General features: G+C 59.2%; 18 protein-coding genes, 3 tRNA genes and 3 rRNA genes. 8 read left to right on the top strand and 16 right to left on the bottom strand.

Going from position 1 to position 23,792, the window contains the following annotated elements:
• Window positions 1-61 precede the first annotated feature (61 nt).
• Together ACLGGT_RS09235 and ACLGGT_RS09230 are read right to left on the bottom strand one after the other, a co-directional pair.
• Window positions 62-1,000, bottom strand: coding sequence for an ABC transporter substrate-binding protein (locus ACLGGT_RS09235; protein ID WP_081506988.1), 939 nt, complete (start codon window positions 998-1,000; stop codon window positions 62-64).
• A 424-nt stretch (window positions 1,001-1,424) separates the two neighbouring features.
• Window positions 1,425-2,243, bottom strand: coding sequence for a prevent-host-death protein (locus ACLGGT_RS09230; RefSeq protein ID WP_437195804.1), 819 nt, complete (start codon window positions 2,241-2,243; stop codon window positions 1,425-1,427).
• A 110-nt stretch (window positions 2,244-2,353) separates the two neighbouring features.
• Here ACLGGT_RS09230 and ACLGGT_RS09225 point away from each other — a divergent pair, with 110 nt between their 5' ends.
• From ACLGGT_RS09225 to ACLGGT_RS09215, 3 genes are read left to right on the top strand one after another with little or no spacing between them, the layout of a single operon-like run.
• On the top strand, window positions 2,354-2,653 hold the full coding sequence (locus ACLGGT_RS09225) for a Cys/Met metabolism pyridoxal-phosphate-dependent enzyme (protein ID WP_437195803.1): 300 nt from the start codon (window positions 2,354-2,356) through the stop codon (window positions 2,651-2,653).
• On the top strand, window positions 2,650-3,318 hold the full coding sequence (locus ACLGGT_RS09220; protein WP_008283079.1) for a response regulator transcription factor: 669 nt from the start codon (window positions 2,650-2,652) through the stop codon (window positions 3,316-3,318). The genes ACLGGT_RS09225 and ACLGGT_RS09220 overlap by 4 nt, the downstream gene beginning before the upstream one ends.
• Window positions 3,315-4,604 (top strand): sensor histidine kinase, encoded by a 1,290-nt coding sequence (locus tag ACLGGT_RS09215; protein ID WP_437195802.1) that lies wholly within the window; start codon window positions 3,315-3,317, stop codon window positions 4,602-4,604. The genes ACLGGT_RS09220 and ACLGGT_RS09215 overlap by 4 nt, the downstream gene beginning before the upstream one ends.
• Before the next feature lie 537 nt (window positions 4,605-5,141).
• On the opposite strand, the gene ACLGGT_RS09210 is transcribed toward ACLGGT_RS09215, so the two are convergent.
• The 7 genes from ACLGGT_RS09210 to ACLGGT_RS09180 form a co-directional block, all read right to left on the bottom strand.
• Window positions 5,142-5,723, bottom strand: a complete 582-nt coding sequence (locus ACLGGT_RS09210) for a rhomboid family intramembrane serine protease (RefSeq protein WP_375554325.1) — start codon at window positions 5,721-5,723, stop codon at window positions 5,142-5,144.
• 161 nt (window positions 5,724-5,884) lie between these two features.
• Window positions 5,885-6,511: an exopolysaccharide biosynthesis protein gene (locus ACLGGT_RS09205; RefSeq protein ID WP_437195801.1), complete on the bottom strand. Its 627-nt coding sequence runs from the start codon at window positions 6,509-6,511 to the stop codon at window positions 5,885-5,887.
• A gap of 111 nt (window positions 6,512-6,622) precedes the next feature.
• Window positions 6,623-6,961 (bottom strand): hypothetical protein, encoded by a 339-nt coding sequence (locus ACLGGT_RS09200; protein WP_008283075.1) that lies wholly within the window; start codon window positions 6,959-6,961, stop codon window positions 6,623-6,625.
• Window positions 6,962-6,998: 37 nt separating this feature from the next.
• Complete coding sequence (locus ACLGGT_RS09195; RefSeq protein ID WP_437195799.1) at window positions 6,999-7,145, bottom strand: hypothetical protein; 147 nt, start codon at window positions 7,143-7,145, stop codon at window positions 6,999-7,001.
• An 84-nt stretch (window positions 7,146-7,229) separates the two neighbouring features.
• Window positions 7,230-8,567: a sensor histidine kinase gene (locus ACLGGT_RS09190; protein WP_437195797.1), complete on the bottom strand. Its 1,338-nt coding sequence runs from the start codon at window positions 8,565-8,567 to the stop codon at window positions 7,230-7,232.
• Window positions 8,564-9,241, bottom strand: a complete 678-nt coding sequence (locus ACLGGT_RS09185) for a response regulator (RefSeq protein ID WP_422003048.1) — start codon at window positions 9,239-9,241, stop codon at window positions 8,564-8,566. Before ACLGGT_RS09185 ends, ACLGGT_RS09190 begins: the two co-directional genes overlap by 4 nt.
• Window positions 9,242-9,747: 506 nt before the next feature.
• On the bottom strand, window positions 9,748-11,133 hold the full coding sequence (locus ACLGGT_RS09180; RefSeq protein WP_437195795.1) for a DUF3179 domain-containing (seleno)protein: 1,386 nt from the start codon (window positions 11,131-11,133) through the stop codon (window positions 9,748-9,750).
• Window positions 11,134-11,577: 444 nt separating this feature from the next.
• Between ACLGGT_RS09180 and ACLGGT_RS09175 the strand changes: the two genes are divergently transcribed.
• From ACLGGT_RS09175 to ACLGGT_RS09160, 4 genes are all read left to right on the top strand, one after another.
• Entirely contained in the window at window positions 11,578-11,718 is a 141-nt protein-coding gene (locus tag ACLGGT_RS09175; RefSeq protein WP_437195793.1) for a hypothetical protein, read from the top strand.
• Between the two features lie 77 nt (window positions 11,719-11,795).
• Window positions 11,796-12,632 (top strand): hypothetical protein, encoded by an 837-nt coding sequence (locus ACLGGT_RS09170; protein WP_081506996.1) that lies wholly within the window; start codon window positions 11,796-11,798, stop codon window positions 12,630-12,632.
• A gap of 30 nt (window positions 12,633-12,662) precedes the next feature.
• On the top strand, window positions 12,663-13,835 hold the full coding sequence (locus ACLGGT_RS09165) for a hypothetical protein (protein WP_151976884.1): 1,173 nt from the start codon (window positions 12,663-12,665) through the stop codon (window positions 13,833-13,835).
• A gap of 63 nt (window positions 13,836-13,898) precedes the next feature.
• Entirely contained in the window at window positions 13,899-16,547 is a 2,649-nt protein-coding gene (locus ACLGGT_RS09160; protein ID WP_437195790.1) for a hypothetical protein, read from the top strand.
• 89 nt (window positions 16,548-16,636) lie between these two features.
• On the opposite strand, the gene ACLGGT_RS09155 is transcribed toward ACLGGT_RS09160, so the two are convergent.
• On the bottom strand, window positions 16,637-17,275 hold the full coding sequence (locus ACLGGT_RS09155) for a hypothetical protein (RefSeq protein ID WP_437195788.1): 639 nt from the start codon (window positions 17,273-17,275) through the stop codon (window positions 16,637-16,639).
• Window positions 17,276-17,389: 114 nt separating this feature from the next.
• Here ACLGGT_RS09155 and ACLGGT_RS09150 point away from each other — a divergent pair, with 114 nt between their 5' ends.
• Window positions 17,390-17,575, top strand: a complete 186-nt coding sequence (locus tag ACLGGT_RS09150; protein ID WP_219435355.1) for a hypothetical protein — start codon at window positions 17,390-17,392, stop codon at window positions 17,573-17,575.
• Window positions 17,576-17,582: 7 nt separating this feature from the next.
• On the opposite strand, the gene ACLGGT_RS09145 is transcribed toward ACLGGT_RS09150, so the two are convergent.
• The 6 genes from ACLGGT_RS09145 to ACLGGT_RS09120 all read right to left on the bottom strand — a co-directional run bounded on the left by ACLGGT_RS09145 (window position 17,583) and on the right by ACLGGT_RS09120 (window position 23,351).
• A tRNA-Met gene (locus ACLGGT_RS09145) sits at window positions 17,583-17,659 on the bottom strand.
• Window positions 17,660-17,799: 140 nt separating this feature from the next.
• Window positions 17,800-17,914: ribosomal RNA gene (gene rrf, locus ACLGGT_RS09140) — 5S ribosomal RNA — on the bottom strand.
• A 199-nt stretch (window positions 17,915-18,113) separates the two neighbouring features.
• Window positions 18,114-20,942 (bottom strand): 23S ribosomal RNA (locus ACLGGT_RS09135).
• Window positions 20,943-21,378: 436 nt separating this feature from the next.
• Window positions 21,379-21,454, bottom strand: a tRNA-Ala gene (locus ACLGGT_RS09130).
• A 212-nt stretch (window positions 21,455-21,666) separates the two neighbouring features.
• Window positions 21,667-21,743: transfer RNA gene (locus ACLGGT_RS09125), tRNA-Ile, on the bottom strand.
• A 140-nt stretch (window positions 21,744-21,883) separates the two neighbouring features.
• Window positions 21,884-23,351, bottom strand: a 16S ribosomal RNA gene (locus tag ACLGGT_RS09120).
• The 16S, 23S and 5S rRNA genes sit together here with 3 tRNA genes alongside, the layout of an rRNA operon.
• Window positions 23,352-23,792 lie beyond the last annotated feature (441 nt).

Below are 23,792 nucleotides of genomic sequence, written 5' to 3'. Positions count from 1 at the left end.
CTCAAAGAAGGAAGGGCATGGCAGCGCGCCGCCATGCCCTGAGTTTTCCAGCCTCAAGGTGTCACTTCAGCCAAGCGGCCACACGATCAGGGTTCGCGGTAATCCACTCGGCGGCCACGGCCCCGGCATCTTTGCCATCAATCACGACCGAGTAGGAAAATGCGCCCAGATCATCCGCCGTGATGTCTATATTGCGCATAAGGGCGGCCACCTGCGGCGCATTGGCTTCTATATCTTTGGCAAAGACCGGCTGAATGAAAGCTGGCGGCCAAGCCATGGTAACATTGGAATTCGCCAGATAGTCCGCGTCTTCTTCCGGTGTCAGTGCATTCCACTTGGCCGCGTCATAGGCCGGTTCGGTCAAAAAGGTCATCTCGGGATGGACGGTGAACAAATGGTGTGGCTTGTAGCAGAATCCGGCCCAAGGCTTGGCCCCCGCAATCGCCGTATCAAGCTGGCTATACGCCACGCCCTCGTCCAGCTCGACAAGATCAACCACCAGATCATACCCATAACCATGGGCCTTGGCCTTTTCCACCGTGGTCGACGCCCAGCCAGTGGCACCGATGAAGACCTCACCCTTGCCATTGCCGTCACTGTCGAGAAGTGCGGCCTTGGTCGGGTCGGTCAGATCGCTGATGTCGACAATGCCCGCATCCAGCGCCGCTTGATTCACGCAAATCCCTTGAACGGCCGATGTCGAATTGCTGTTGAGTTCAATCTTTGCGGCGAACTGATCAACCAGCCCTTGCTGGTTTGGCAACCAGACTTCTGGATGGATATGCATAGAGCCCTTGTCCAACGCCTCAAAGATCACCGGGTTGGTGCCGGTTTGAAGCTCGACCTTGAGGCCCATGTTGGTTTCGACGACTTGCTTGATGACGTTGGCCGTAACCGTGACCGACGGCCAGTTCGGCACGCCCACGACGACGTCTTGAGCAAAACTCGCAGTGGAAAAGGCAAGCGTGGTCGCTAATGCCGTGGCAATCTTCAGTTGCATTGGGTCAGACCTCCAAGTCGGAAAGGATGTTTTAAGACGAGCTTTTCTTGTCGCGCTCTTCTAAATCCGATCATTCGCAAATTGCCTCGGATGTCGATTCGGGACTTTGACTTTAAGGATTACGCAGCCCGCGTTCCGATCTTATGAAGCTCTTACAAGTGTCCTGTTCAGGTGCAGCGTAGAGCCACTTCAGGTCACTGAAGGATGAGGCCCGCCCTGATCCTCTGAGGGTTTCCGGTGGCCCAAGCACCACCCTGCACGTCACGCCCAACAGGCTTTGTCCGGGTCATGTCGAAGGGAAGCCCCCCAAACCCTTGCCGCCAAGGGCTAGACCCGGACAATTTCATGGCGTCGCACCACGCTGCCGCGCAAGGCTGTAGCGTCGTTGGCGGGACGAGGTGTATCAGTCCTCGTTTGCCCCCCGTCAGTTCTGCCAAAGGCGTTCGCGCGCAACGCGGCCCTGATCGTCCAGCCGCACTTCGACGGTGTCTCCGAACGGGTTGATCGCCAGCGCGGTGACATGCCGCCCACCACGTTCGATGAAGCCGACATCGGTATAGCCAAGTGCAGCCAGCCGGTCCCGTGCCGCCGCGTCCGACAGTGACCGGCGGTCGTCAAGTTCGCGGTCGTACTCGCGCAGGGTGCCGTTGCGGGAAAACTCGATCTCGATCCGCATCCCGTCGGCAGAGAAGCCCTCGACCGAGATTTCACCGTCGTCGTCCAGGTCAATCTCGGTCAAACGCGCAATTTCGGCCAGGCGCGGCTCGGCCCGGACAGCAGCGGGCAGCATCGCATCAATGAGCGCCGGGGGCAGGCCTGCGCCATCGACCTGTACCTCCAGCAATCGCGCGCCACGCGCCTCGGCGCGCAGCCAGCCGGTGCCACTGCGGGCGTAAAAGTAGGTTTCGCCATCGTCATCGGGGCGGCTGCGGATATCGGTCAGGCCAAGGCCGCGCAGCGCGGCGGGCAGCATCGCCTCTGCCGGATCAGCGGCGGGGCCTGCCGTCAGGGTGGCAGCGGCAAAGGTGTCGCCCGTCCGTGTGCCGGTCAGGTCCAGCCGGGTGCCGGGGGTGGGCACGGTGGCGCCCTCAGGCAGGGTCACAAGCAGGCGGCCCTCCGGGGTGGTCAGCACGATCTGGGTGCCAAAGATTTCAGCCACGGTGCCCGACAGCGGCGTCTCTTGCGCCACAAGCGGGGTTGCAAGGGCCGTTGTCAGGATCAGGGCGGCAAGGGTGCGTTTCATCAGTGTCTCCTTCGGTTCATCATGACACCATCTTGCGCGATTCGCCCCAAATGCCGCCGCAACGGCGCGGTTTGGTTTCCGTTGAGCTTTGGTGCGGTATACAAGGGCCTATGCGCTATGCCCTTGTCCCTTTGATCTTTGCCCTGTCGGCTACCCCAGCCTTTGCGGACCCTCCCGGGGACGCCGTACCCATTGATGCAGGGGCGGCTTTGGCCTGCGTCGCCGACCGCTATCGCGGCGAAGCGCTGCGGATCGAAGACGAGGAGGATGGCCTCGTGCAGGAAATCCGCTGGCTCACCCCCGCCGGAAACGTGCTGGAGATCGAGATCACCGGCCCCGGCTGCCGGTTTCTAGAGGTTGATGGCGTGGGACAGTCCGAGGCCCGCATCCTGCCGGAGGAACCCCGGTGAAGGTGCTCGTGGTCGAGGATGATCGCGACCTTGCCGCCCAGATCGCCGCCGCGCTGACGCAGGCAGGCTATACGGTCGAAAGCGCGCATGACGGCGAGACGGGAGAGTTTCTAGGCGCGACCGAGACAGTGGGTGCCGCTGTGCTGGACCTTGGCCTGCCGGGGATTGATGGGATCGAAGTGCTCAAACGCTGGCGTGGCGCGGGCCTGACCTTTCCCGTCTTGATCCTGACCGCGCGGGATGCCTGGTCTGACAAGGTGGCCGGCTTTCGCGCGGGGGCGGATGATTACGTTCTGAAGCCCTTCCGGATGGAGGAGGTGACGCTGCGCCTGTCCACCCTGATCCGCCGCGCCGCAGGACATGCGACCGCCGAACTGGCGGCGGGAGCGCTGATGCTGGATACGGCCACTGGCCTTGCCACGCTTGACGGAATGCCCCTGCGCCTGACGGCGTTTGAGGGCAAGTTGTTGCGCTACCTCATGCTGCACAAAGGACGAGTCGTCAGCCGGACAGAACTGTCGGAACATATGTATGACCGCGACGCCGACCGCGATTTCCGGTCGATGGAAGTGGTGATCGGCCGGTTGCGCCGCAAGATCGGCGAGGCGCGCGTGGAAACCCGGCGGGGCGAGGGATATCGCCTGCTGCCCGTTGATCCAGAATGACGCTGGGATCAATCCGCGCGCGGATGCTGGCCTGGTCCGCCGGGCTGACGCTGGGCGCGCTGGTGGTGGCGTGGTTTGCAGTATCGGCAGTGCTGGCGGATTTCGTGAACCGCCGCCTTAACGCGGATCTGACGGCGGCGGCGCGGGGCGTGATGGCGGCCGCAGGTTGGGATGCAGCGGGGGCCTTTGCCGTGCTGCCGCCCCCTGCAGATCCACGCTTTGACCGGCCCCTGTCGGGCTGGTACTGGCAGGTCAGCGACGGGACAGCCGTGCTGGCACGCGCGCCCTCGCTTGTCACCGGCAATCTGGGGGCGGATGGCGCGGGGCGGACCGGCCCCGATGGCGCGGCGCTGGTGGCGCATGTCGCAAGGTTCACTGCGCCGGGCGACGGGCGGCGTCTGACCGTTACCGTGACCCTGCCTGCGGCAGAGGTTGTGGCGGAACTGGCGGCCATCCGCCGCCCGCTCGCCCTGGCGCTGGCGGCTCTGGGGGCGGCGCTTCTGGCTGCACAGGTTCTGGCCGTCCGGGCGGGGTTGGTGGACCTGACGCGCTTTGCCCGCGCGGTCGCCGCTGTCCGCGACGGGCGAGGCGAGACCTTGCCCCCTGCTCAGGCCGCCGAACTGCGCCCGCTGTCGGATGAACTCACCCGCCTGATCGCTGCCAATGCAGCACAGGTGGCGCGCGCCCGTGCCCATGCGGGCGATCTGGCCCATGCGCTCAAGACGCCACTGGCCGTTCTGGCCAACCGGGCAGACCCCGAGGATACCGCCCTGATCGACCGGATGGACCGCATCATCCGCTGGCACCTGAAATGCGCCCGCGCAGCAGCAGCGGGGCTGGACCCTACGGCGCATGCGGCCGTAGCCCCAGTGCTAGAGGATGTGGCGTTGGTCCTGACGCCCGAAGCGCGGCGGCGCGGCGTCAAGCTAGAGATCGCGGCCAAAGGCGTGCCAGATTTTCGCGGCGATGCCGAGGATCTGGCCGAGATCGTCGGCGCCTTGACCGAGAATGCAGTGAAATGGGCGCGGTCATCGGTGCGGCTTGCGGCAGCGCCTTGTCCCGATGGCGTTCAGATCAGCATCACAGACGACGGCCCCGGCATTCCCGAGCCCGACCGCGCCCGTCTGCTGGCCCGGGGCGCGCGGCTGGATGAAACTGTGCCGGGCCACGGCCTCGGCCTTGCCATCGCGACAGACCGGGTCGCGGCCTATGGTGGGCGGCTGGACATTGGACAGTCCGAAGGTGGCGGGCTGGCGGTGACCCTGACATTGCCCGCTCGGGGCTGATGCCGTCCCGCTCTAAAGTATCCTTCAATCCCTGTGCCAGGGTGCAATGCAGATGAATACGAAGGTCCAGTCTGGCCCGTCCTTGCCGCACTGCTGAACTAGCCCCTAGAAAATGCCGCGCCGCATCCAAAGACGGGAACGCGCCTATGACTATCGATTTGGCTTCTTCAAACGCCAAGCGTGATACAGGGATGCCCCAAATGCCAATGCAGCCAGCAAGAGCCATGCATCTCCGGATTGCTCCAAATACACGACGCCCGAGTCCGCTTCGTAACACCGGCCTAGGTCGTTAAAACAGCCGCGCCATTTGAAATACTGGGCATAGTAGAAATATCCAAACACCAATGACAGTCCAAGAAGAGCTAAGGCAGCCACCTTTCTGATCATCGAACGCCTCTCAAATCACGGTCGCAAACTATAGCTTCGCCCATTGACGTAAACTTTGTTTTGATCTGGTGCCATTAGGCATAACAAGAACGGTTGTCGCAACCTGCTCGTCAGTGCGAATAATTCTGCCGCACGCCGCGTAGGGCCGCTTCATTCCAGATTGACGTCGCCCAAGCGCGGAGCATGGACCTGTGTTCTTATAAGGAAGGCAGCGGCTGCGCCCGCAATTGCGCCAAACAGGTGAGCCTCCCAAGAGACGCCGGGTTGACCCGGCAGAACGCCCCAGAGAATGGAGCCGTATAGAACTCCGACGAGGAGTGCTGCGCCCAGCGTGATCGGCGAGCGATCCACCAAACCACGCGCCACGAGGAAGCCGAACCAACCGAAGACAAGCCCCGACGCACCGATATGGATGGCGGAGCTTCCAAATAGCCAGACGAGACCGCCGCCGAGTCCGATCACCACGGCGTTCACAGCCAGCAAGGCCCGCGTGGCAGTGGCCACCAGCAACCCGCCCATCACCAATAATGGCGGTGTATTGGCCATCAGATGCGAGAAGCTTCCGTGCAGGAGTGGCATTGCGATGATGCCATCCAACCCGCTGACGTGCCGGGGGATCAGGCCGAAGGCCGGGTTAAAGCCGTAGCCTGTGATCCAGTTGACGACTTGAACCACCCAAAGCAGCAAGACAAAGGCTGCAAGCGCCTTGGCGCGCCAAAAGAATGCGCCCATGTGATCCCGTTTCCTCATGTCGGCAACAGTAGCTGTCTTCGCAGCACCTTCAACGGCTTTCGTGCGCGGCACAGGGGGACACTTCTGGACTTTTCCTGCCTGACCCGCCCTGTGTTGGCGTGGGTTCTGGCCCCGCCTATCCTTACACTGCGGTTGACCGTCTAGACCAAGACCTCTCTGACAACTGCAAGAACGGCTTCACCGGCGAGCGCGATAACTGTCGACAGACCAGTTACGACAAGACCGCCCGCGGTCATCGAACCGGCAACAAGTGCGCCGTCGCGTTGCAGCATGCCGACGGCGATGCCAAGGATACAAAGTGCTGGCAGCATGTTGCCAAATGGGATTGGCAGCGCAATGACGACGGCAAGAACCAAACAGACCGCTCCGATCACGCGTGTCTGGCCGATCAGCCTGGGCCAACGCGGGCGCGACACGCGCTCCAGCCTATTCAGGGCCTGGCCGATCCGAGTGGATCCCATTTTCAGAAGTCGTAGCGGGACGCGGCGTTCGCTCAGCCAGACAGGCAGGCGCGGTTCGGGGCCGAACAAAAGCATCAGCACAGAGACAAGGATAAGTGGGATGGCGAGAATAGTGCTGAGACCTGCCACGGGCAGCGGAAGCGCCTCTGGCAGGGCAAAGATGAGCAGGATCAACGCATAGGTGCGGGGTCCGGCAAAGCGGGCCACGTCTCCCAATGTCGGGGCGCTTTCTTCGAAGCGGTGGCACAATTGCGCGAACAACTCAGTAGTGGACTGGGGTGGCGTGCCAAAGTCGTATTGAGGCATGGAATGGCGTCCGGCATTGCTGACAAGAGAAAGCGGGCATATAGCCTGCCACGAGGATGAAATCATAAACAGCTGCGGGCCCTCATGGGCCCGCAGCGCACCGCAGCGGCGTCAGTCGTAGCGCCGGTCGAACGTAATCACTGTGCCGTCGGCGCGGGTCAGGCTGCGCGCATAGATTTCGCGCGGGAAGACCAGATCGTCATCAACCGAGCCGTTGACGATGACGGTCTCACCGACTTCGGCGGGAACCCAGTTGGGGCCGACATAGATACGGATATCGCCGCTGGCATCGGTGAGGCGGAACTCATCCTCGTCGGTGATCCGTTCGACAATCCCCTGTACGGTGACCATCGTGCCGCGCTGTACATCGGCGATGGGTGTGATCTGACTGGCGAAGGCCGCTTGGGTCGCAAGGGTCACGCTAAGTGCAGCAATGGCAAAGAATTTCATGGATAGCTTCCTTGTTGAAGGGTCAAGAGTTCGGAGATCAGTCGAGAGCCACGATCAGCAGCACCGCGATCGCAGCCCCACCGATTGCCAGCCAGGCCTTGGGCAGACGGATTTCCACCTCGCCTGACAACCATTTGCGGCTTTCCCGCAGGTCCATCTTCTTCACGTCATTGCCGTCGTTCATTTGTTTGCTCCTCTGCATGTGGATCGCACATCGATCCAATGAGAGCTTAATGAAGCTTGATTCTGACCGCTGACTGACGGCTTGTCAGAATATTGGGGCTTCAAACGTCAAAACGATTTCTAGGCCAGCGCCTTTGGGCTTTTGCACCGCGACTGTGCCACCCTGAGCGCGCTGCAACCGGTCCACGATGGCCAGTCCTAGCCCCGTTCCGCCCGCAACCGCGCCGGGCGCGCGCCAGAAGGGTTGGAATATCCGCTCCCCTGCGTCAGCCGGAAGCCCAAGCCCGTGATCGCGCACCGAAAGGCGCGGGCCTGGGCCAAGGGTAACCTCGACCTCGCCCGGTCCGCCATGCAGTACGGCGTTCTCAACCAGATTTGTTAGCGCCAGCTGCACCGCTTCGTCATTTGCCCTCACCAGAACCGGCGTATCCGGCAGCGTCAGAGACAGCTCCACCCCCTTGCTATAGGCGAAGGGCGCAAGGGCCGACAGCACCGCCTCTGCCGGTCTGCGCAGATCAAGCGCGCCCTCGGTCGGCGCACTCAGTGCTTCGGTTCTGGATGCCGCCAAAACCTGCTGAACGGTCCGCGCGAGGGCCGCCAGATCAGAGCGCAGCTTGTCGGTTGTTTCGCCCGGCGGCAGCGCGTCCAGCCGGGCGGTCAACACAGCCACTGGCGTGCGCAAAGCATGGGCAGCCTCAGCCGCGTGCCGGGTCTCTGCCGCAAGCGCTGATGCCAGCCGGTCGAGTGCGCGTTGCGTGCCATCAATCAGGTCTGCCACCTCTGAGGGAACAGGACCCGACGGGGGGGATGTCACGGCTCCGGGACTTAGCGTTCGTGCCCAAGCGGCAGCACGGCCTACCGGTGCCAGTTCGCGCCGGATCACGAACGCGCTGGCGCCGATCAGCAACAGCGCCATGGGCAGGATCGGCCCCCAAACATGCTGGCGCAGCTCGCTTAAGAAAGCATGGCGCAACAGGTTCTCTGGGTCGGACGTCATGACGAAGACCATCCGCAAACCATCGGTCCTGTCACGGAATTCGTGCCCTGCATAGAGCAATCGGCCCGTAGGCAAATCGACCGCTGTCACCCAGTCGTCGGCATAAAGATCGAGAGCGGATGACGGAATGAGGGCGCGGTTCATGGCGTCAACGACCGTTCCGGTGCGATCCACCAGCGCGAATGCATAGGCTGTTGGATGTTTCGCGAACATTGCCCGCGCCGGGGCATCGGCGGGCAAGCCGCTATCCTCCAAGCGTGCCCCTAAACGTTCCGTCACGTCCGCGACGACTTCGGCCTCTAACTCGGCGCGGTCGGAGCCATAGTAGGCCCCGACCACGATCATGTTCAGGACAACAATGATGACCGTGATCAGTACCAGACGCCGTATCAGCACCTGTGCCAGCGGACGGTTCGGCCGTGTCATTCACTGCCCTCGCGCGGCAGCATCCAGCCGACACCTCGCACGTTCACAATTGGCACCGGGCAGCCCGCCGTTTCGAGCGCGCGGCGCAGGCGCGACACGGCTGCTTCCAATGCGTTGGGTGTGACCTCGTCGTCGATCGTGTAGATTGCCTCTTCCAGAACCTTCCGCGACGCGACGCGGCCCGCATTGCGCATCAAATGTTCCAGTACACCCAGCTCGCGACGCCCAAGTATGATCGGTGCATCATTCACGCTGACGCTGCGTGCCGCAGTATCCAGCGCAAGCGCGCCTAGTCGTAGAGTGGTGTCTGACCTATCGCCCGGGCGGCGCAATACGGCACGGGCGCGCGCGACAAGCTCGGGCATCTCCACCGGCTTCACCACATAATCATCTGCGCCGCCATCCAGCCCTGCCAGCCGGTCGGCCAACTGATCGCGCGCGGTCAACACGATAACCGGCACCCGCCCCCCTTGCCGCAGGGTCGGCAGCAGGCGCAGCCCGTCACCATCAGGCAGACCCAGATCCAGCAGCACCAAGCCATAATCCGACAGGCCCGACAATTCGCGCGCATCCGCAGCTGTCGCCGCATGATCCACGGCAAAACCTGACCGTCGCAGCGCATCACAAACGGCCTCGGCCAAAGGGGGGTGGTCTTCGACAAGCAGGACGCGCATCCGGGGACAGCTTTCAGAGTAGAGCCAAGGCGAACGGGGTGTGATTGGAAAATAGAGCACTTCCAACAGAGTGATAGCGAAATATGACTGCCGTGGTTAGGCGGCGAGGCTGACGGCAGTCTGACAAACTATCCTTCAGCGCCGACTGTCTAAACAAGATCGCGGGGCAACGCCCGACGGGATCAATCAGTGGCCTTTTCCCTTAAATGCGGCGTCTGGCACGGACGAATGACCACCCCGCCAATTGGGCGTTTTGGTCAAACTCGATTTCCTTAGACCTTGTCCGGTGAGGATCGAACCCGTTGAGCTTTGATGGTGGGCGGATCAGATCATGGCATGCCTGCCCCCTTTCCCGGACAGCACGCGGTGCCATCTCTCCACTTTCTCTGCAGCGGGACGGTCAAGTTTACGGCCACCGCGACCCTGTCGCGGCGGCGTCCTTTGGGCGCATCAACAGTGCTATTCGCAGCCGCGCAAACTGTTGCTCGGACATCCCGGCTTGGGCTTCAGCCAGACCAGAGGGCTGTACCGGGATGGAATTGTGACCAGGCAAACCAAAAGGCCTGATGACTGCCTTGATCGGCTCCGCGCGCATCGACCGCGCGAATGCCGCCCGCCGTAAGCACAAGGCGGACATTCTCGAACTCAATCTTTTCGCCCCGTTTCAGCGCGATCATGGCCGCGCTGCGCTGGAACGCCACCGGCTTTCCAGAGGCCGCGATGACCCCGATGATATCCTCATGAACCGGAAGGCGCGGGTCGACATCACCCACGGGAAAGATCGGGCCGTTTGCATCACGCCCGTTTCGGAAATCGAAATCCCGGCCCAGCGCCAGCTCCTCGACCAGCACGGTTGTTTCGGGATGCGCGGCGCGCCATGTCCCCCAGTCGGTGGTGATCACGCTGGCCTGTTGCAATTTCAGGCCGCGTTTCGCCAAGGGTCCGGTCACGGCATGGCCGAGGAAGGTATCGAAGATCGAAAATGTCCGGACATCGTACATAACCTTGTTCGACCGGATCAGCAGCCCTGAGGTGCGCAGGATTGGCCGTTCGATCCCGGCGGGCAGCCCATCGGTAAAATAGGCCTGTGCGGCACCGCATAAGGTGCAATAGGGAATACCGAGATTGCGACCGCCCAGCGTATCGTTGACCATCTCGCGCACTTCCATGATGCGCCGGGGATAGGCCCGGGCTTCGCCATTCACCTCGATCCCGAATACGATGTCATCATCGTCGAGCCATGTCGCGGCCTTGGCGCTGCTGACTTTGGGGTTATCGGCAGCGGGAATGCAGTTGCACGGCTCGTCCGTCTGCCCAAAGCCCCGGTCGTCGATCAACACGCCGCCCCACGACACCATCCGCCAGTCGATATCACCCTCGACAAAGATCCGCTCCCAGCCGGGCACGGCAGAGGTGAAGATCGTGCGCTTGATCTCCAGATAGCCCGGTGGCGCCGGGATATCCCAAGCGATCAGAGTGTTTGTGATGACTTCCCAGTGGTTCTCGGCCGGCGGATCGACCTTTAGCAAGTCGGCTGCGGCGTCTGCGAGAGTGATGTTCAAACTGCCATTGGTGACGAAGCGCATCATGTCGCTGATCAGCCACGCAAGGCGGGGGTCCTCCGATCGCACGATCTCGATCAGAGCGTCGGATTGCGCCTCTTTCCACGACGATTGTGTGAAGCTATCGACAAAGGCTATCTGCATCGCGGCCCGCAATGCCTTTGAGGGCGGGCCAAGCGGAACCTTGGGCGGGGTGCCGAATTCCTTGATCACGTAGTCCGGAAGCGCGCCAGTGGTCTGGGCTGGGGCGTCGTTGGACCATAACAACGACAGCGCCAACAAGGGGGCAAATAACCAGACAAATGATGGATTGCGCAATTTCGATATCATACTGGGCCCTTCCGGTTACCGGCTTCACACAGATCGCTGCTGCAGCAGGACGCCTCATATCTGCCGTCCGACATGCCCGATGCGCAGTTCAGAATTGTCGGGCAATATGCTGTGCGTGCCACAAGTGTTGTCGCACTGTCGCGTGGAATTGGCATCTGCACCAATCAAGATTGAATCAAATTTGGGTGATCACGTGGGACAGCGCCGATTCATGATGCGGCCGTGGCGCACCCAAGGCGGAACCACTTGGAAAACGCCCAGAGCCTGTGCAGAACACGCGAACCGCCTCTGTTAGGCGCACGCCGCTTGCTCTCCTGTTCCGCGCCGAGGGTATGCGTCCGGTCGACAGCGGCACAGGCGGGCTTCTGCTTGCAATGGCCAAGAGGGGCGACCGAGGTGTTGCACAGTTCAAGCGCTTCTCGCGTACCAAGCGAGGGTAGTTCGGTGATCGCCCAACCGGCGCAGCACACGGTTAGTTTGCCGCCGCTTGACGGGTATCAGGCGCTGTCGGCGCTTTTCTCGGGCGTGCTGCCCGCAGCCAAAGAATGCGTCAAAGTTGTAGACAAGGCAATTTACTTTACCTAGGGTTAGCTGAAGGATAGATTTCCAAGGCCTCTTTTCACACCCGCCTTTTCACCAGAATTATGAGACAAGGCATAGATATGACAGATTCCAGCCCGTTTCAGGGTGTTTCCGAATTACGCTCCTGGGTTGCCTCTGGCGGTGTTGTCCGCGCCGGGCTTCCTGCCAATTTTATGTCCGAGCTGCTGGCTTCGCTGTCAATTTTCGCCGTCCTCGCCAACAATCTATCGGAAAGTCTTGTCAGGATCGACGCGAGATGGCGCGATATGGGCGGGGACAACATGCTGAAGGCCTCACTCGGCCAGCTTCTCGTGCTTCTCGGCGACACGGTCGCGGAATCGCGGCATGCCACGCAACAGGCGATGAGCGTCAAGGTCGCCGGAAACAAGGTCTTCGGAAGGATTGAGCGCGAAATCGCGACACACGGCAAGCAGATCAGAGAGATGACGGCTGCGATCCAAACCTCCGAAGAGCGGATGGAGGCTGCCGCGAAGGCCGCGAAGGAGGCGAGCGACAAACTGAACGCGGGCGATTACATCCTGCACGGTCTGGAGGCGATCTTTACCTTTGGCCAGGTCGATAAAAACCGCGACAACCTCAACAAGCTCAACACTTCGATTGCAATCCACAAGGGCGAGGCCGCGTCGCAACGCCAGCATCGAGAACTCCTTGGGGTGTACAAGGCCGAGCTTGTCGCGCTGCGCAATGGGGTCGAGCGGGTGCTGACCGTCGACCAGACAATGACACAGTTCCAGAATGACTTGGTGGCCTTGGGCCCCCTGCTTCTTCCGGCCTACCAGCAGATCGAGAAATCCGAGGCTACGTCAAACCTGAAGGTCGCAAACATCCACCTCGAGCGGGCACGTCCAAAGATGGACGCGATGTCGAGATGGATACAGACCCTCGCCATCACTTAGGTAGCCCAGCCTGAACTGAAAGGAACCAGCATGACCGATGACAGCATTGAAACAATCGACTTCACCAAGCCGTTCGAGCCCTTGATGTCGCTCATTGGGCGCGAGGGGTCAAACCGGTCAGAGCTTTGGCAGGCTTGGCACTTTCTTCAGGTCTACGCGAACTGGGGTATTCGCTTGCCGACGTCGGAGACGGACTTCAAGGCGATCATGGGTGCCGATGCTCTGAAGTTCGATTTTCTTCCCCCAATGCAAGACGGCAATTCGCTGATCTCGAAAGCCTGCGAGGCGTTCCTCAAGAACGTCTTCTCTGAGGTCATTCAGGTGGGCATGGACCTAAAGGTCTATGCCGAGACAACAGCCGGGGGCGAGGACGGGATGCTGCAAATCATCCTCGACTCGGTCGAGGACGGCGATACAGAAACAGCACTGGAGCTGCTGACAGATCTTCAGAAGGACGCCAATTCCGCCAGCACGAGGGCGGGCAATGTCAAAGTTGCGCTCGACGCGTTCCGGACGGAGCTTGGCAAGGCATTGGGAAAGCTCGACACCGCGCGCACAAGCCTCGACAGCGATAGCAGCACGAACGAGGAGACGCTCGGTATCCTCGCGGCGGATGCGAACACCGAGGGCTCAATTGCCTACAAACACAAGATGCTGGAAGAGGCGCGGCGGCTGCATACAGAGGCGACAATAGCTGCAGCGACCTCGCCCACTTACATCTGGGTGCTGCCACCCCTTGGCCTGATCGCAACAGGCGTCGTGATGGGCATCTACACGGACAAGGCGATCCAGCGGATGAAGGATATCGAAGAATTGGAGGATTCGATCCAGAAGGAGGGCGCGCATCTGAAACAGGCTCTTGCGGCGCGCAGCGTCTTTAGCCAAGGCTCAAACGGCCTGACGAACGTCATCAGCTATACCGAGGCGGCCTCGGCTAAATGCGGCGTGGTTCAAGAGACATGGAAGGGGATCGCGTCGCATATCTCCGAGATGGCGAAATACCTGGAGAACACCACGAGACAATCACCCGATGGCGAGAACGAGGTGAAATCGAAGCGCTTGCTGGGTGTGGCCCTGCGCAAGGTCGAGAAAAACTGGCAGACGATGCTGCCCGACCTGAGCGAGTTGATGACTGACAACTACGTCAGCATCGCACCCGGCACAGCCACCGTTGCCGAGGTGTTCAAAAAGCTCGGCGGCTGAAGCGTGGGGCCCCTCGCGGGCCCGCACACCCCTTCCAGCACACAAGGCGGAGAGAGTTTTTCGATGAAACACAATTGGGCCGAGCTTTATTCCGCCAAGACCATCCAGCGTTGGCACCTGCCTGAATACCAGCACCTCAACCCGGACTATGGAGAGTTCCGCGCGCCGCTGCTGCGTTGGAGCGAGATCGACGCAAGCATTAAAGACGCCGACAAGCTGGCGATGCTGGTGATCTGCTGCGACGTTCTGGTCCTCGATAAGGCACCGACGTTGCGCTGCCCGACTTTCATCTTTGCGCGTGTGATCGAGATCGGGGCGAAGGCCGACCTGACCTTCGACCTGAGCGACGGCACCAAGCTGTCTTTCATCATCGCGGCGCAACGCATCGTCGATGCCGCCACGGGCGAGCCCGCAACGCTGACGCTTGCGACCGTCAGTCTCGACGCTGGCGGCGATCTTGTCGAGGCCGAGACGCATATTGTCGCCGACGGCAGCACAACTGCCTATGTGATGGAACGCGGTGAAGAACGCGCGACAAAGGTCGCCGCCTCGGCGGCTGCGCTCGACTTTCTTGCGCCCGGCGAGCCGCTGGCAGTAATGCTGACGACGACGTTCCAGATCGCGTGCCTGCTCTCGACCGAAGAGCCGCGCCTTGCGGCGGACCAAGTCATGTGGGTTGCAGCCCTGACGGCGCGCCACCCAACCTCGCACATGCTGTCATCGGATTGTCACGCGCTTTACAAGACGTTGATTCAGTTAATGGACATCGGTGCTGGCGCGCTTCTTGTTCCGCACCTTGACCATGAGATCTACGCCGAAAAATCGAAGGCCTGCCTTGCTCTGCTGCACCAGCGCGTGCAGCGCTACGACGCTCTGGTCGAGAAGGCGAGGACCGACGAGCACTGGCGCGACCAGGTGGCGATTACTATCGCAGATAAGCAGAACGAGGCCGAGCTCGCCGCGAACCTACGCGCGCAGACCGAGGCAACCTGCGAGCAGATGCGCAAAGCGCGCCAGATCGCGGCGGCGAACCTTCTGGAATGCCAGACCGATCTGAGCGATCTGATGGTGGACTTCCAGCGCGGCATCAAGAACTGGCAGCGCGACGAGACGATCAAGGCGTCGATCGAGATATTCACCGGTGTGGTGGATTTGGTTCAACAAGTCGGGACGATTGTCGCCTCGGGCGGAACGCTCGCGGCCATCCCCGTCATCGACAATATCAAGATGTTGGCAGGTATGTCGGTAGACCTGTCAACGCGCGCGGCGAAAAGTGACAAGTTCGAGGACGTCATCGATATCAGTTGGCTGTTCGAAGACAACGACGATGGCGATCCCCCGGAATATACGGCCGAGAACGCCAAGGAAGACGTCATTTCGTATTTCGAGACACGCAAAGCGGATCGGGAAGCGGCGCAGAAGGAGAAATCGCGCCAGGACAAGATCAAGAAAGGGGCTGCCGATCTCAAGAAGGCCGGAATCTCGGCTGGCAAGGATGTAAAGGGCATCTACGACGGCATCATGCGCATCGTCGACATTGCGGAGAAGGCGAAGAAGCTCGAGCAGCAAAGCGAGGACTTTCTGGTCAAGGCCGCAGCCCAAGTGAAGACGTCCTTCGGGGCGATAGCGCCCATCGGACTCGACGTTGTGACCGGGGGTGAAGACGGCTGGGCGCAGACCGAGCTGGGCCTTGAGGAGATGTTCGATAAGATCAGCGACATGATGGACAAGCTCGGCGGCGGACGCGCCTACCGGCTGGCGCTCAGGCGGCTGGTGCTGCATGGCCGCACGATGAGCCAGACGCGCCTCGCGCTCGCCAAGGCCAACAACGACCTCGCGGACGCGATCCTGCGCGAGCGGGCGGCGCAGGCCTCGCGGCGGATCTACGATGGCTACCTGCGCGATCTTTCGCAGTCGCGGGCGCGCGATACGGCGCTGCGGCAACTTGCCTTCGGGCGCGTGCTCGACAGCAAGCGCAGCGTCTACCTGGCAATGGAAGCCTTCATGCGGGCGGCCAGCTACTTCACGCTGCGTCCGATCGACCGGTCTGTTCTGCCCCGGATCACCGACAGCGTCGACGCGTTCTCCGAAGCGGTGATGACCCATACGGGAACCTGGGTCACCAGCATTGCACTTGGCCGGTCGCCAAGGCCGATGGATGTCTGGCTAGACGTCGACTTGACTTTGGCGGCCGGTGCGGCCGACGATCCGGACATGGTCATCGCGCAAAGCGATGCCAGAGCCACGGACGAGACGCAGGCCGACGGCGATGACGGCCCCCCTGCGTTGGCGATCATGCGAAGCGCTGATGGCTCTGTCAGTGTAACGATCCCAACCGATCACCCACGGTTCAACCGTTGGTACAGGGTTCGGCTCGACGCTGTGCGGGTCTATGCAGACGGGGTGCACTCTGACGGCGATCTCTGGATCGACATCCAGACAGACGGCACCTACCTCGACAAGACGCCCTCCGGTGGCACGGCGCGATTTGTGACCCAGCCCTTTATGCGCGCCTTCGTTTACAACCCGCTGGACGTGGCGGCGATGCCCACTGGCGACAGCGCAACAACCGGGCGCTTCGCCGAGGATTTCTTCAAGCCAACACCCTTTGCGACCTGGCGTTTCACGATTTCCCGGCAGGACGGTCGAAACCTCGATCTGCGCGCTTTGACGAAGCTGCGCTTGAACCTGAGGGGAAGCGTCATGTCATGAGCCGCGCCGTTCCGCGCCCTACCCAGCCGCTGCGTCGATGAAGTGTCCTGCCGGTGCAATTGTTGCCATGTCCCCCTAAAATAAAACCACTACTTTGATGTTTGCCCGTATGCCGTTCCCCACAGTTGCCCGTCCTCGTTCCAGCTTGCGGAGAAGGTTTCTGCGTGGACGACCTTAGAGCACAGAAAATTGCTGGAAGAATTACGTGAGAGGTAGCATTTTCCTGTTTCGCTCAGAAGATTGCCTGCCTTAACGCTGGTTGTGGTACCTTCAACCTGTCTGCCTTCACGTGCCGCCCGCCCCGAGCTGGTGTAGAGTTTCATTCTTTGCAACCCTTGCACCTCAAACCAACGTTTTGCAGCTATGGGGTTTCCGAGGCTCGAGAAAATTCGGAAAAGGCAGACCGTGATGACGGCTTCGGATCGCATCTTGCGCCAGTCGATCTGCGTCAGGTCTGGAGCGTCGTTGCGTTTCTCGGCAGGCACCAGACAATCCCGAACATGACCAAACCGCGCTGCTGCCAAACGGTCAGCATGTTTGATCGGTGGTTTGCCGTAAACCTTGTAAGGATCAGATTTCTCTGTGGCCAGATGGTCGTCCTTGATCGTGCAACTGCCCGTGGATCGACATTGCACCCTAGTGTCTTTTTCTAAAGCGCCCGCCATTGCGCCGCCTGGGATCAGGAGCAGGAATGCTGTAACGGGGAGAGCAAAGACACCAGTTTTCATCACTCATTCCCAAACAACGCTCAAAAAAGCTGACGTCCTCTGCCTAGACAATCAAGGGTTGCTACATACAGCGTGTAAAGCAAGGAAATACTGTCAGAGCCGAACAGTGACGGCATGCTGGAGGCTAAAGAGGCGCTGCGGGGCCTGATCGAGAAGATCGTGCTGCATCCAGACCCCACCACTGGGCGGATGTCTGTCCACCTGCAGGGCGCTCTCGCGGCGCTGCCGTCACTGGCTTTGGGACACAAACAGCAAAATGGCCCAAGCGGCAAAGCTCACGCTATTGATATTGTTGACTAATTATTTATGGTTGCGGGAGTAGGATTTGAACCTACGACCTTCAGGTTATGAGCCTGACGAGCTACCGGGCTGCTCCATCCCGCGACGGTGTATAGTCCTGATTGGTATTGGTTTTCGGACTATTTTGCGGCGCATGTTTGTGCGCTGTTTTTTGACGCCTATTTTATGGGAATAGGGTTTGATCGTTTTTGAGAGATACATGAGTTTTACGAGGCTTTTACCAGGTTTGGCAGCGACCTACTCTCCCACGTCTTGAGACGCAGTACCATTGGCGCGACAGCGCTTAACGGCCGGGTTCGGGATGGGACCGGGTGTTTCGCTTGTGCTATGGCCACCAAACCGGGAAAAAGCCTCGTTATGTTTGTCCTACCGCCCGGAGGGCTAGTTGAGGACGTTTTTTTGTCCTATCGCCTATCGGCTACTTGAGGACGGGTATCTCCAACCGTCTTGCTCCGGTTGGGGATTGGTTTCCAAGTCAGTACTCTGTGTTTTGTGTATGCTTTTGATTTGTTCTGTAACAGTCTTGCTATTACTGGATCAAATCAAGCCTATCGGGCCATTAGTACCGGTCAACTGAACGCATTGCTGCGCTTACATCTCCGGCCTATCGACGTGGTGGTCTACCACGGCCCTCAGGGATACCTTGTTTTGAGGGGGGCTTCCCGCTTAGATGCCTTCAGCGGTTATCCTGTCCGAACATAGCTACCCTGCACTGCGGCTGGCGCCACAACAGGTCCACCAGTGGTTCGTTCACCCCGGTCCTCTCGTACTAGGGGCAACTCCTCTCAAGTATCCTACACCCACGGCAGATAGGGACCGAACTGTCTCACGACGTTCTAAACCCAGCTCACGTACCTCTTTAAACGGCGAACAGCCGTACCCTTGGGACCTGCTCCAGCCCCAGGATGAGATGAGCCGACATCGAGGTGCCAAACACTGCCGTCGATATGGACTCTTGGGCAGTATCAGCCTGTTATCCCCGGCGTACCTTTTATCCGTTGAGCGATGGCCCTCCCACTTGGGACCACCGGATCACTATGGCCGTCTTTCGACTCTGCTCGACTTGTCAGTCTCGCAGTCAGGCTGGCTTCTGCCATTGCACTCAACGAGCGATTTCCGACCGCTCTGAGCCAACCTTCGCGCGCCTCCGTTACGCTTTAGGAGGCGACCGCCCCAGTCAAACTACCCACCACGCAGGGTCCCGGACCCGGATAACGGGCCGCGGTTAGACATCAAGAGTGCGAAGGGTGGTATCTCAAGGGAGGCTCCACAGGGACTAGCGTCCCTGCTTCAAAGCCTACCACCTATCCTGCACATCACAATCCTGATGCCAGTGCGAAGCTATAGTAAAGGTGCACGGGGTCTTTCCGTCTAACCGCGGGAAGCCTGCATCTTGACAGGCAATTCAATTTCGCTGAGTCTATGTTGGAGACAGCGGGGAAGTCGTTACGCCATTCGTGCAGGTCGGAACTTACCCGACAAGGAATTTCGCTACCTTAGGACCGTTATAGTTACGGCCGCCGTTTACCTGGGCTTCAATTCAGAGCTCTCACCCCTCCTTTTAACCTTCAGGCACCGGGCAGGCGTCAGACCCTATACGTCGTCTTGCGACTTCGCAGAGCCCTGTGTTTTTAGTAAACAGTCGCCACCCCCTGGTTTGTGCCCCCAGCCTCTAGTTGCCTAGAAACCGGGCCTCCTTCTCGCGAACTTACGGAGGTATTTTGCCGAGTTCCTTCAACATAGTTCTCTCAAGCGCCTTGGTATTCTCTACCAGTCCACCTGTGTCGGTTTCGGGTACGATCTAGCGATGGAGCTATTTCCAGGAACCTCTGAGCGGCCCGTTCAATCCGATAAGAACGAACAACCTTTGAGATCCGTCACTTCCATCTGGCCCAGGAATATTAACCTGGTTCCCATCGACTACGCCTTTCGGCCTCGCCTTAGGGGTCGGCTTACCCTGCTCAGATTAGCTTTAAGCAGGAACCCTTGGACTTTCGGCGAGGGTGTCTCTCACACCCTTTATCGCTACTCATGTCATCATTCTCACTAGTGATCTCTCCACGGGATCCCTCACAGGCCCGCTTCATCGAAGATTTCTTCTCCTCCATGGTGTCCCGAAGGACACTAAAGAGGATAGAAACCATGTCACACTACGCTCTGCTACCATGCCTTACGGCATCCTCGGCTTCGGCTCATGGCTTGAGCCCCGTTACATCTTCGCCGCAGGACAACTTATTTAGACCAGTGAGCTGTTACGCTATCTTTAAAGGATGGCTGCTTCTAAGCCAACCTCCTGGTTGTTTTGGTCGTCCCACCTGCTTTCCCACTTAGCCATGAATTGGGGGCCTTAGCCGGAGGTCAGGGTTGTTTCCCTCTCGACGACGGACGTTAGCATCCGCCGTCTGTCTGCCATCTAGTACTCCTCGGTATTCGGAGTTTGGTTAGGATCAGTAAGCCTGTGGGGCCCCATTACCCATCCAGTGCTCTACCCCGAGGGTATTCGGATGACGCTCTACCTAAATAGATTTCGCAGAGAACCAGCTATCTCCGAGTTTGATTGGCCTTTCACCCCTAGGCACAACTCATCCCGACCTTTTTCAACAGGTGTGGGTTCGGACCTCCAGTTGGTGTTACCCAACCTTCATCCTGGTCATGCCTAGATCACTCGGTTTCGGGTCTGATCCATCTAACTCAACGCCCTATTAAGACTCGCTTTCGCTGCGCCTACACCTAACGGCTTAAGCTTGCTAGATAGACCAAGTCGATGACCCATTATACAAAAGGTACGCCGTCAGGGCTTATGCCCCTCCGACTGATTGTAGGCGTTCGGTTTCAGGTACTGTTTCACTCCCCTCGTCGGGGTGCTTTTCACCTTTCCCTCACGGTACTGGTTCGCTATCGGTCAGTAAGGAGTACTTAGCCTTCGAAGGTGGTCCTCCGATCTTCAGACAGAATTTCACGTGTTCCGCCCTACTTGATACGTCCCTCAAAGCTTCCCATACGGGGCTGTCACCCGCTATGGCTGCGCTTCCCAACGCATTCTGGTCACTTATTGGGCTCGGCTGGTCCCCGTTCGCTCGCCGCTACTAGGGGAGTCGCTATTGCTGTCCTTTCCTCCGGGTACTTAGATGTTTCAGTTCTCCGGGTTTGCTCTTTAAGACCTATGTATTCAGTCAAAAAGTACCTGTTTCAGCCCGTTATAAACTGCCAAAAGGCAATTATAACAAACTGTCAGGTGGGTTGCCCCATTCGGAAATCCATGGATCACAGCTTATTCTCAGCTCCTCATGGCTTATCGCAGAGTATCACGTCCTTCATCGCCTCTTACTGCCAAGGCATCCACCAAACGCCCTTCTCGCGCTTGATTTGATCCAGAACTAGCAAGACTTGCGCCTTGCGCGACAACAGAAGCTGGTAAGAAACTGTTGCCATAATTCCGGTATCAAAAGCATACTTTTCCCGCCTGGTTCTTGGAACCAGACAATGAACAACGCAACCGATCTGCCATCCGTGCGGGAGGCAGACCACGTTGTTCGGGTTAGTGTACTTGACTTGGACAACTCTGTTCGTTTCAGCTGGCAGACATAGGGGCGATCGAGGAAGCAATCGCGTCATATGCTCGCTCTCGGCCCGAGGGCCTCAAGCACCAAACTGAGGTGTATCGCTTACGCGCGAACACCAAACAGTGTTGATATGTATCTCTCTATACGATGTCAATGTCATGCCCCGCAGGGGGGCAAACGTCCGATTGGACGGCTAAACGCTCGAAAGCGCTTAGCGATCTAATCAAAAGGGCTGGCACATGGTGGAGCCTAGGAGGATCGAACTCCTGACCTCCTGAATGCAAATCAGGCGCTCTCCCAGCTGAGCTAAGGCCCCATGATGTTCGGCCTACCGCCTTTCGGCTACTTGAGGCCAGATGTTCGGCCTACCGCCTTTCGGCTACTTGAGGCCAGATGTTCGGCCTACCGCCTTTCGGCTACTTGAGGCCAAGTGCGATGGTGGGTCGAGGCCCGTGTCGCCCGCAGGGTCGCAAGACCCGAGGACGCACAAATCAAATTCCCGACGAGCCCCAACACGACCAAAGGGAGTGGTGGGTCGAGGAGGACTTGAACCTCCGACCTCACGCTTATCAGGCGTGCGCTCTAACCACCTGAGCTACCGACCCAAGACAGACCGGTAGGTCTGTGATTACGTTCCTGAAGAGATATGAGGACGGTCCGGTTCGTATGTTGACCGGCTTTGTTTGCCGATCATGCTAAGTGTTTCACGAGATCAGCACGCTGATCTGACTAGAAACATCCTTAGAAAGGAGGTGATCCAGCCGCAGGTTCCCCTACGGCTACCTTGTTACGACTTCACCCCAGTCGCTGAGCCTACCGTGGCCGGCTGCCTCCTCTTGCGAGGTTAGCGCACCGTCGTCGGGTAGACCCAACTCCCATGGTGCGACGGGCGGTGTGTACAAGGCCCGGGAACGTATTCACCGCGTCATGCTGTTACGCGATTACTAGCGATTCCGACTTCATGGGGTCGAGTTGCAGACCCCAATCCGAACTGAGATGGCTTTTTGGGATTAACCCATTGTCACCACCATTGTAGCACGTGTGTAGCCCAACCCGTAAGGGCCATGAGGACTTGACGTCATCCACACCTTCCTCCCGCTTATCACGGGCAGTTTCCATAGAGTGCCCAGCTTAACCTGCTGGCAACTAGGGATGTGGGTTGCGCTCGTTGCCGGACTTAACCGAACATCTCACGACACGAGCTGACGACAGCCATGCAGCACCTGTGTGATATCCAGCCGAACTGACGAAACCATCTCTGGTAACTACGATATCCATGTCAAGGGTTGGTAAGGTTCTGCGCGTTGCTTCGAATTAAACCACATGCTCCACCGCTTGTGCGGGCCCCCGTCAATTCCTTTGAGTTTTAATCTTGCGACCGTACTCCCCAGGCGGAATGCTTAATCCGTTAGGTGTGTCACCGACAAGCATGCTTGCCGACGACTGGCATTCATCGTTTACGGTGTGGACTACCAGGGTATCTAATCCTGTTTGCTCCCCACACTTTCGCACCTCAGCGTCAGTATCGAGCCAGTGAGCCGCCTTCGCCACTGGTGTTCCTCCGAATATCTACGAATTTCACCTCTACACTCGGAATTCCACTCACCTCTCTCGAACTCTAGACTGGGAGTTTTGGAGGCCGTTCCAGGGTTGAGCCCTGGGATTTCACCCCCAACTTTCCAATCCGCCTACGTGCGCTTTACGCCCAGTAATTCCGAACAACGCTAACCCCCTCCGTATTACCGCGGCTGCTGGCACGGAGTTAGCCGGGGTTTCTTTACCAGATACTGTCATTATCATCTCTGGCGAAAGAGCTTTACGACCCTAAGGCCTTCGTCACTCACGCGGCATGGCTAGATCAGGCTTGCGCCCATTGTCTAAGATTCCCCACTGCTGCCTCCCGTAGGAGTCTGGGCCGTGTCTCAGTCCCAGTGTGGCTGATCATCCTCTAAAACCAGCTATGGATCGTAGGCTTGGTAGGCCATTACCCCACCAACTACCTAATCCAACGCGGGCCGATCCTCCTCCGATAAATCTTTCCCCCAAAGGGCGTATGCGGTATTACTCACCGTTTCCAGTGGCTATCCCGCAGAAGAGGGTACGTTCCCACGCGTTACTCACCCGTCCGCCGCTAACCCGAAGGTTCGCTCGACTTGCATGTGTTAGGCCTGCCGCCAGCGTTCGTTCTGAGCCAGGATCAAACTCTCAAGTTGAAAAGCATCGCTGCTTATCCTTGACGTTCGAACCTCTGCACATCTTCAATGCACTACCGCTGCGCTACTTGAGTGCGAATAAATCCACACACAATCACTCAGCAGCATGGTCGACCCGGCTAAGGAAACGACCGCATTGAAAGTCATCTGTCTGATGCACATCAGTTTCCAAAGAAACCGAAGTCCATACAAGACAGTGAAGCTGACACTACATCATCGGGCCAAAACCCTAGTAGCGTTGATATACAGACGTTGATCCATCGAAATGAACCAAACCGCCCACATATCTCTTCAGTTACTAAATTTTCAAAGAGCGTCGAGACAAAATCAACCGAGAGCGCCAAACTACCTAGCGCAACCCGCCAATCCTACCTCAGAATTTCTAGCCGCTTCCCTTCCCAAGACATCCGCCCCAGTCCGTTCCGCGTCCCAGCAACCGCC

This window comes from Roseovarius sp. MS2 (assembly GCF_051447875.1).
Classification (GTDB): Bacteria; Pseudomonadota; Alphaproteobacteria; order Rhodobacterales; family Rhodobacteraceae; genus Roseovarius; species Roseovarius mucosus_A.
The sequence above is the reverse complement of the archived record's forward strand: the minus strand, read 5'-3'. Positions and strand labels throughout refer to the sequence as shown.

Coding starts and splice junctions, on each gene's coding strand:
- ACLGGT_RS09195 (WP_437195799.1), bottom strand. CDS start 7,145: ATGAACGACGGCAATGACGTGAAGAAGATGGACCTGCGGGAAAGCCGC.
- ACLGGT_RS09150 (WP_219435355.1), top strand. CDS start 17,390: ATGCTGGAGGCTAAAGAGGCGCTGCGGGGCCTGATCGAGAAGATCGTG.
- ACLGGT_RS09230 (WP_437195804.1), bottom strand. CDS start 2,243: ATGAAACGCACCCTTGCCGCCCTGATCCTGACAACGGCCCTTGCAACC.
- ACLGGT_RS09225 (WP_437195803.1), top strand. CDS start 2,354: ATGCGCTATGCCCTTGTCCCTTTGATCTTTGCCCTGTCGGCTACCCCA.
- ACLGGT_RS09215 (WP_437195802.1), top strand. CDS start 3,315: ATGACGCTGGGATCAATCCGCGCGCGGATGCTGGCCTGGTCCGCCGGG.
- ACLGGT_RS09235 (WP_081506988.1), bottom strand. CDS start 1,000: ATGCAACTGAAGATTGCCACGGCATTAGCGACCACGCTTGCCTTTTCC.
- ACLGGT_RS09190 (WP_437195797.1), bottom strand. CDS start 8,567: ATGACACGGCCGAACCGTCCGCTGGCACAGGTGCTGATACGGCGTCTG.
- ACLGGT_RS09180 (WP_437195795.1), bottom strand. CDS start 11,133: ATGATATCGAAATTGCGCAATCCATCATTTGTCTGGTTATTTGCCCCC.
- ACLGGT_RS09155 (WP_437195788.1), bottom strand. CDS start 17,275: ATGAAAACTGGTGTCTTTGCTCTCCCCGTTACAGCATTCCTGCTCCTG.
- ACLGGT_RS09165 (WP_151976884.1), top strand. CDS start 12,663: ATGACCGATGACAGCATTGAAACAATCGACTTCACCAAGCCGTTCGAG.
- ACLGGT_RS09200 (WP_008283075.1), bottom strand. CDS start 6,961: ATGAAATTCTTTGCCATTGCTGCACTTAGCGTGACCCTTGCGACCCAA.
- ACLGGT_RS09185 (WP_422003048.1), bottom strand. CDS start 9,241: ATGCGCGTCCTGCTTGTCGAAGACCACCCCCCTTTGGCCGAGGCCGTT.
- ACLGGT_RS09210 (WP_375554325.1), bottom strand. CDS start 5,723: ATGGGCGCATTCTTTTGGCGCGCCAAGGCGCTTGCAGCCTTTGTCTTG.
- ACLGGT_RS09170 (WP_081506996.1), top strand. CDS start 11,796: ATGACAGATTCCAGCCCGTTTCAGGGTGTTTCCGAATTACGCTCCTGG.
- ACLGGT_RS09205 (WP_437195801.1), bottom strand. CDS start 6,511: ATGCCTCAATACGACTTTGGCACGCCACCCCAGTCCACTACTGAGTTG.
- ACLGGT_RS09160 (WP_437195790.1), top strand. CDS start 13,899: ATGAAACACAATTGGGCCGAGCTTTATTCCGCCAAGACCATCCAGCGT.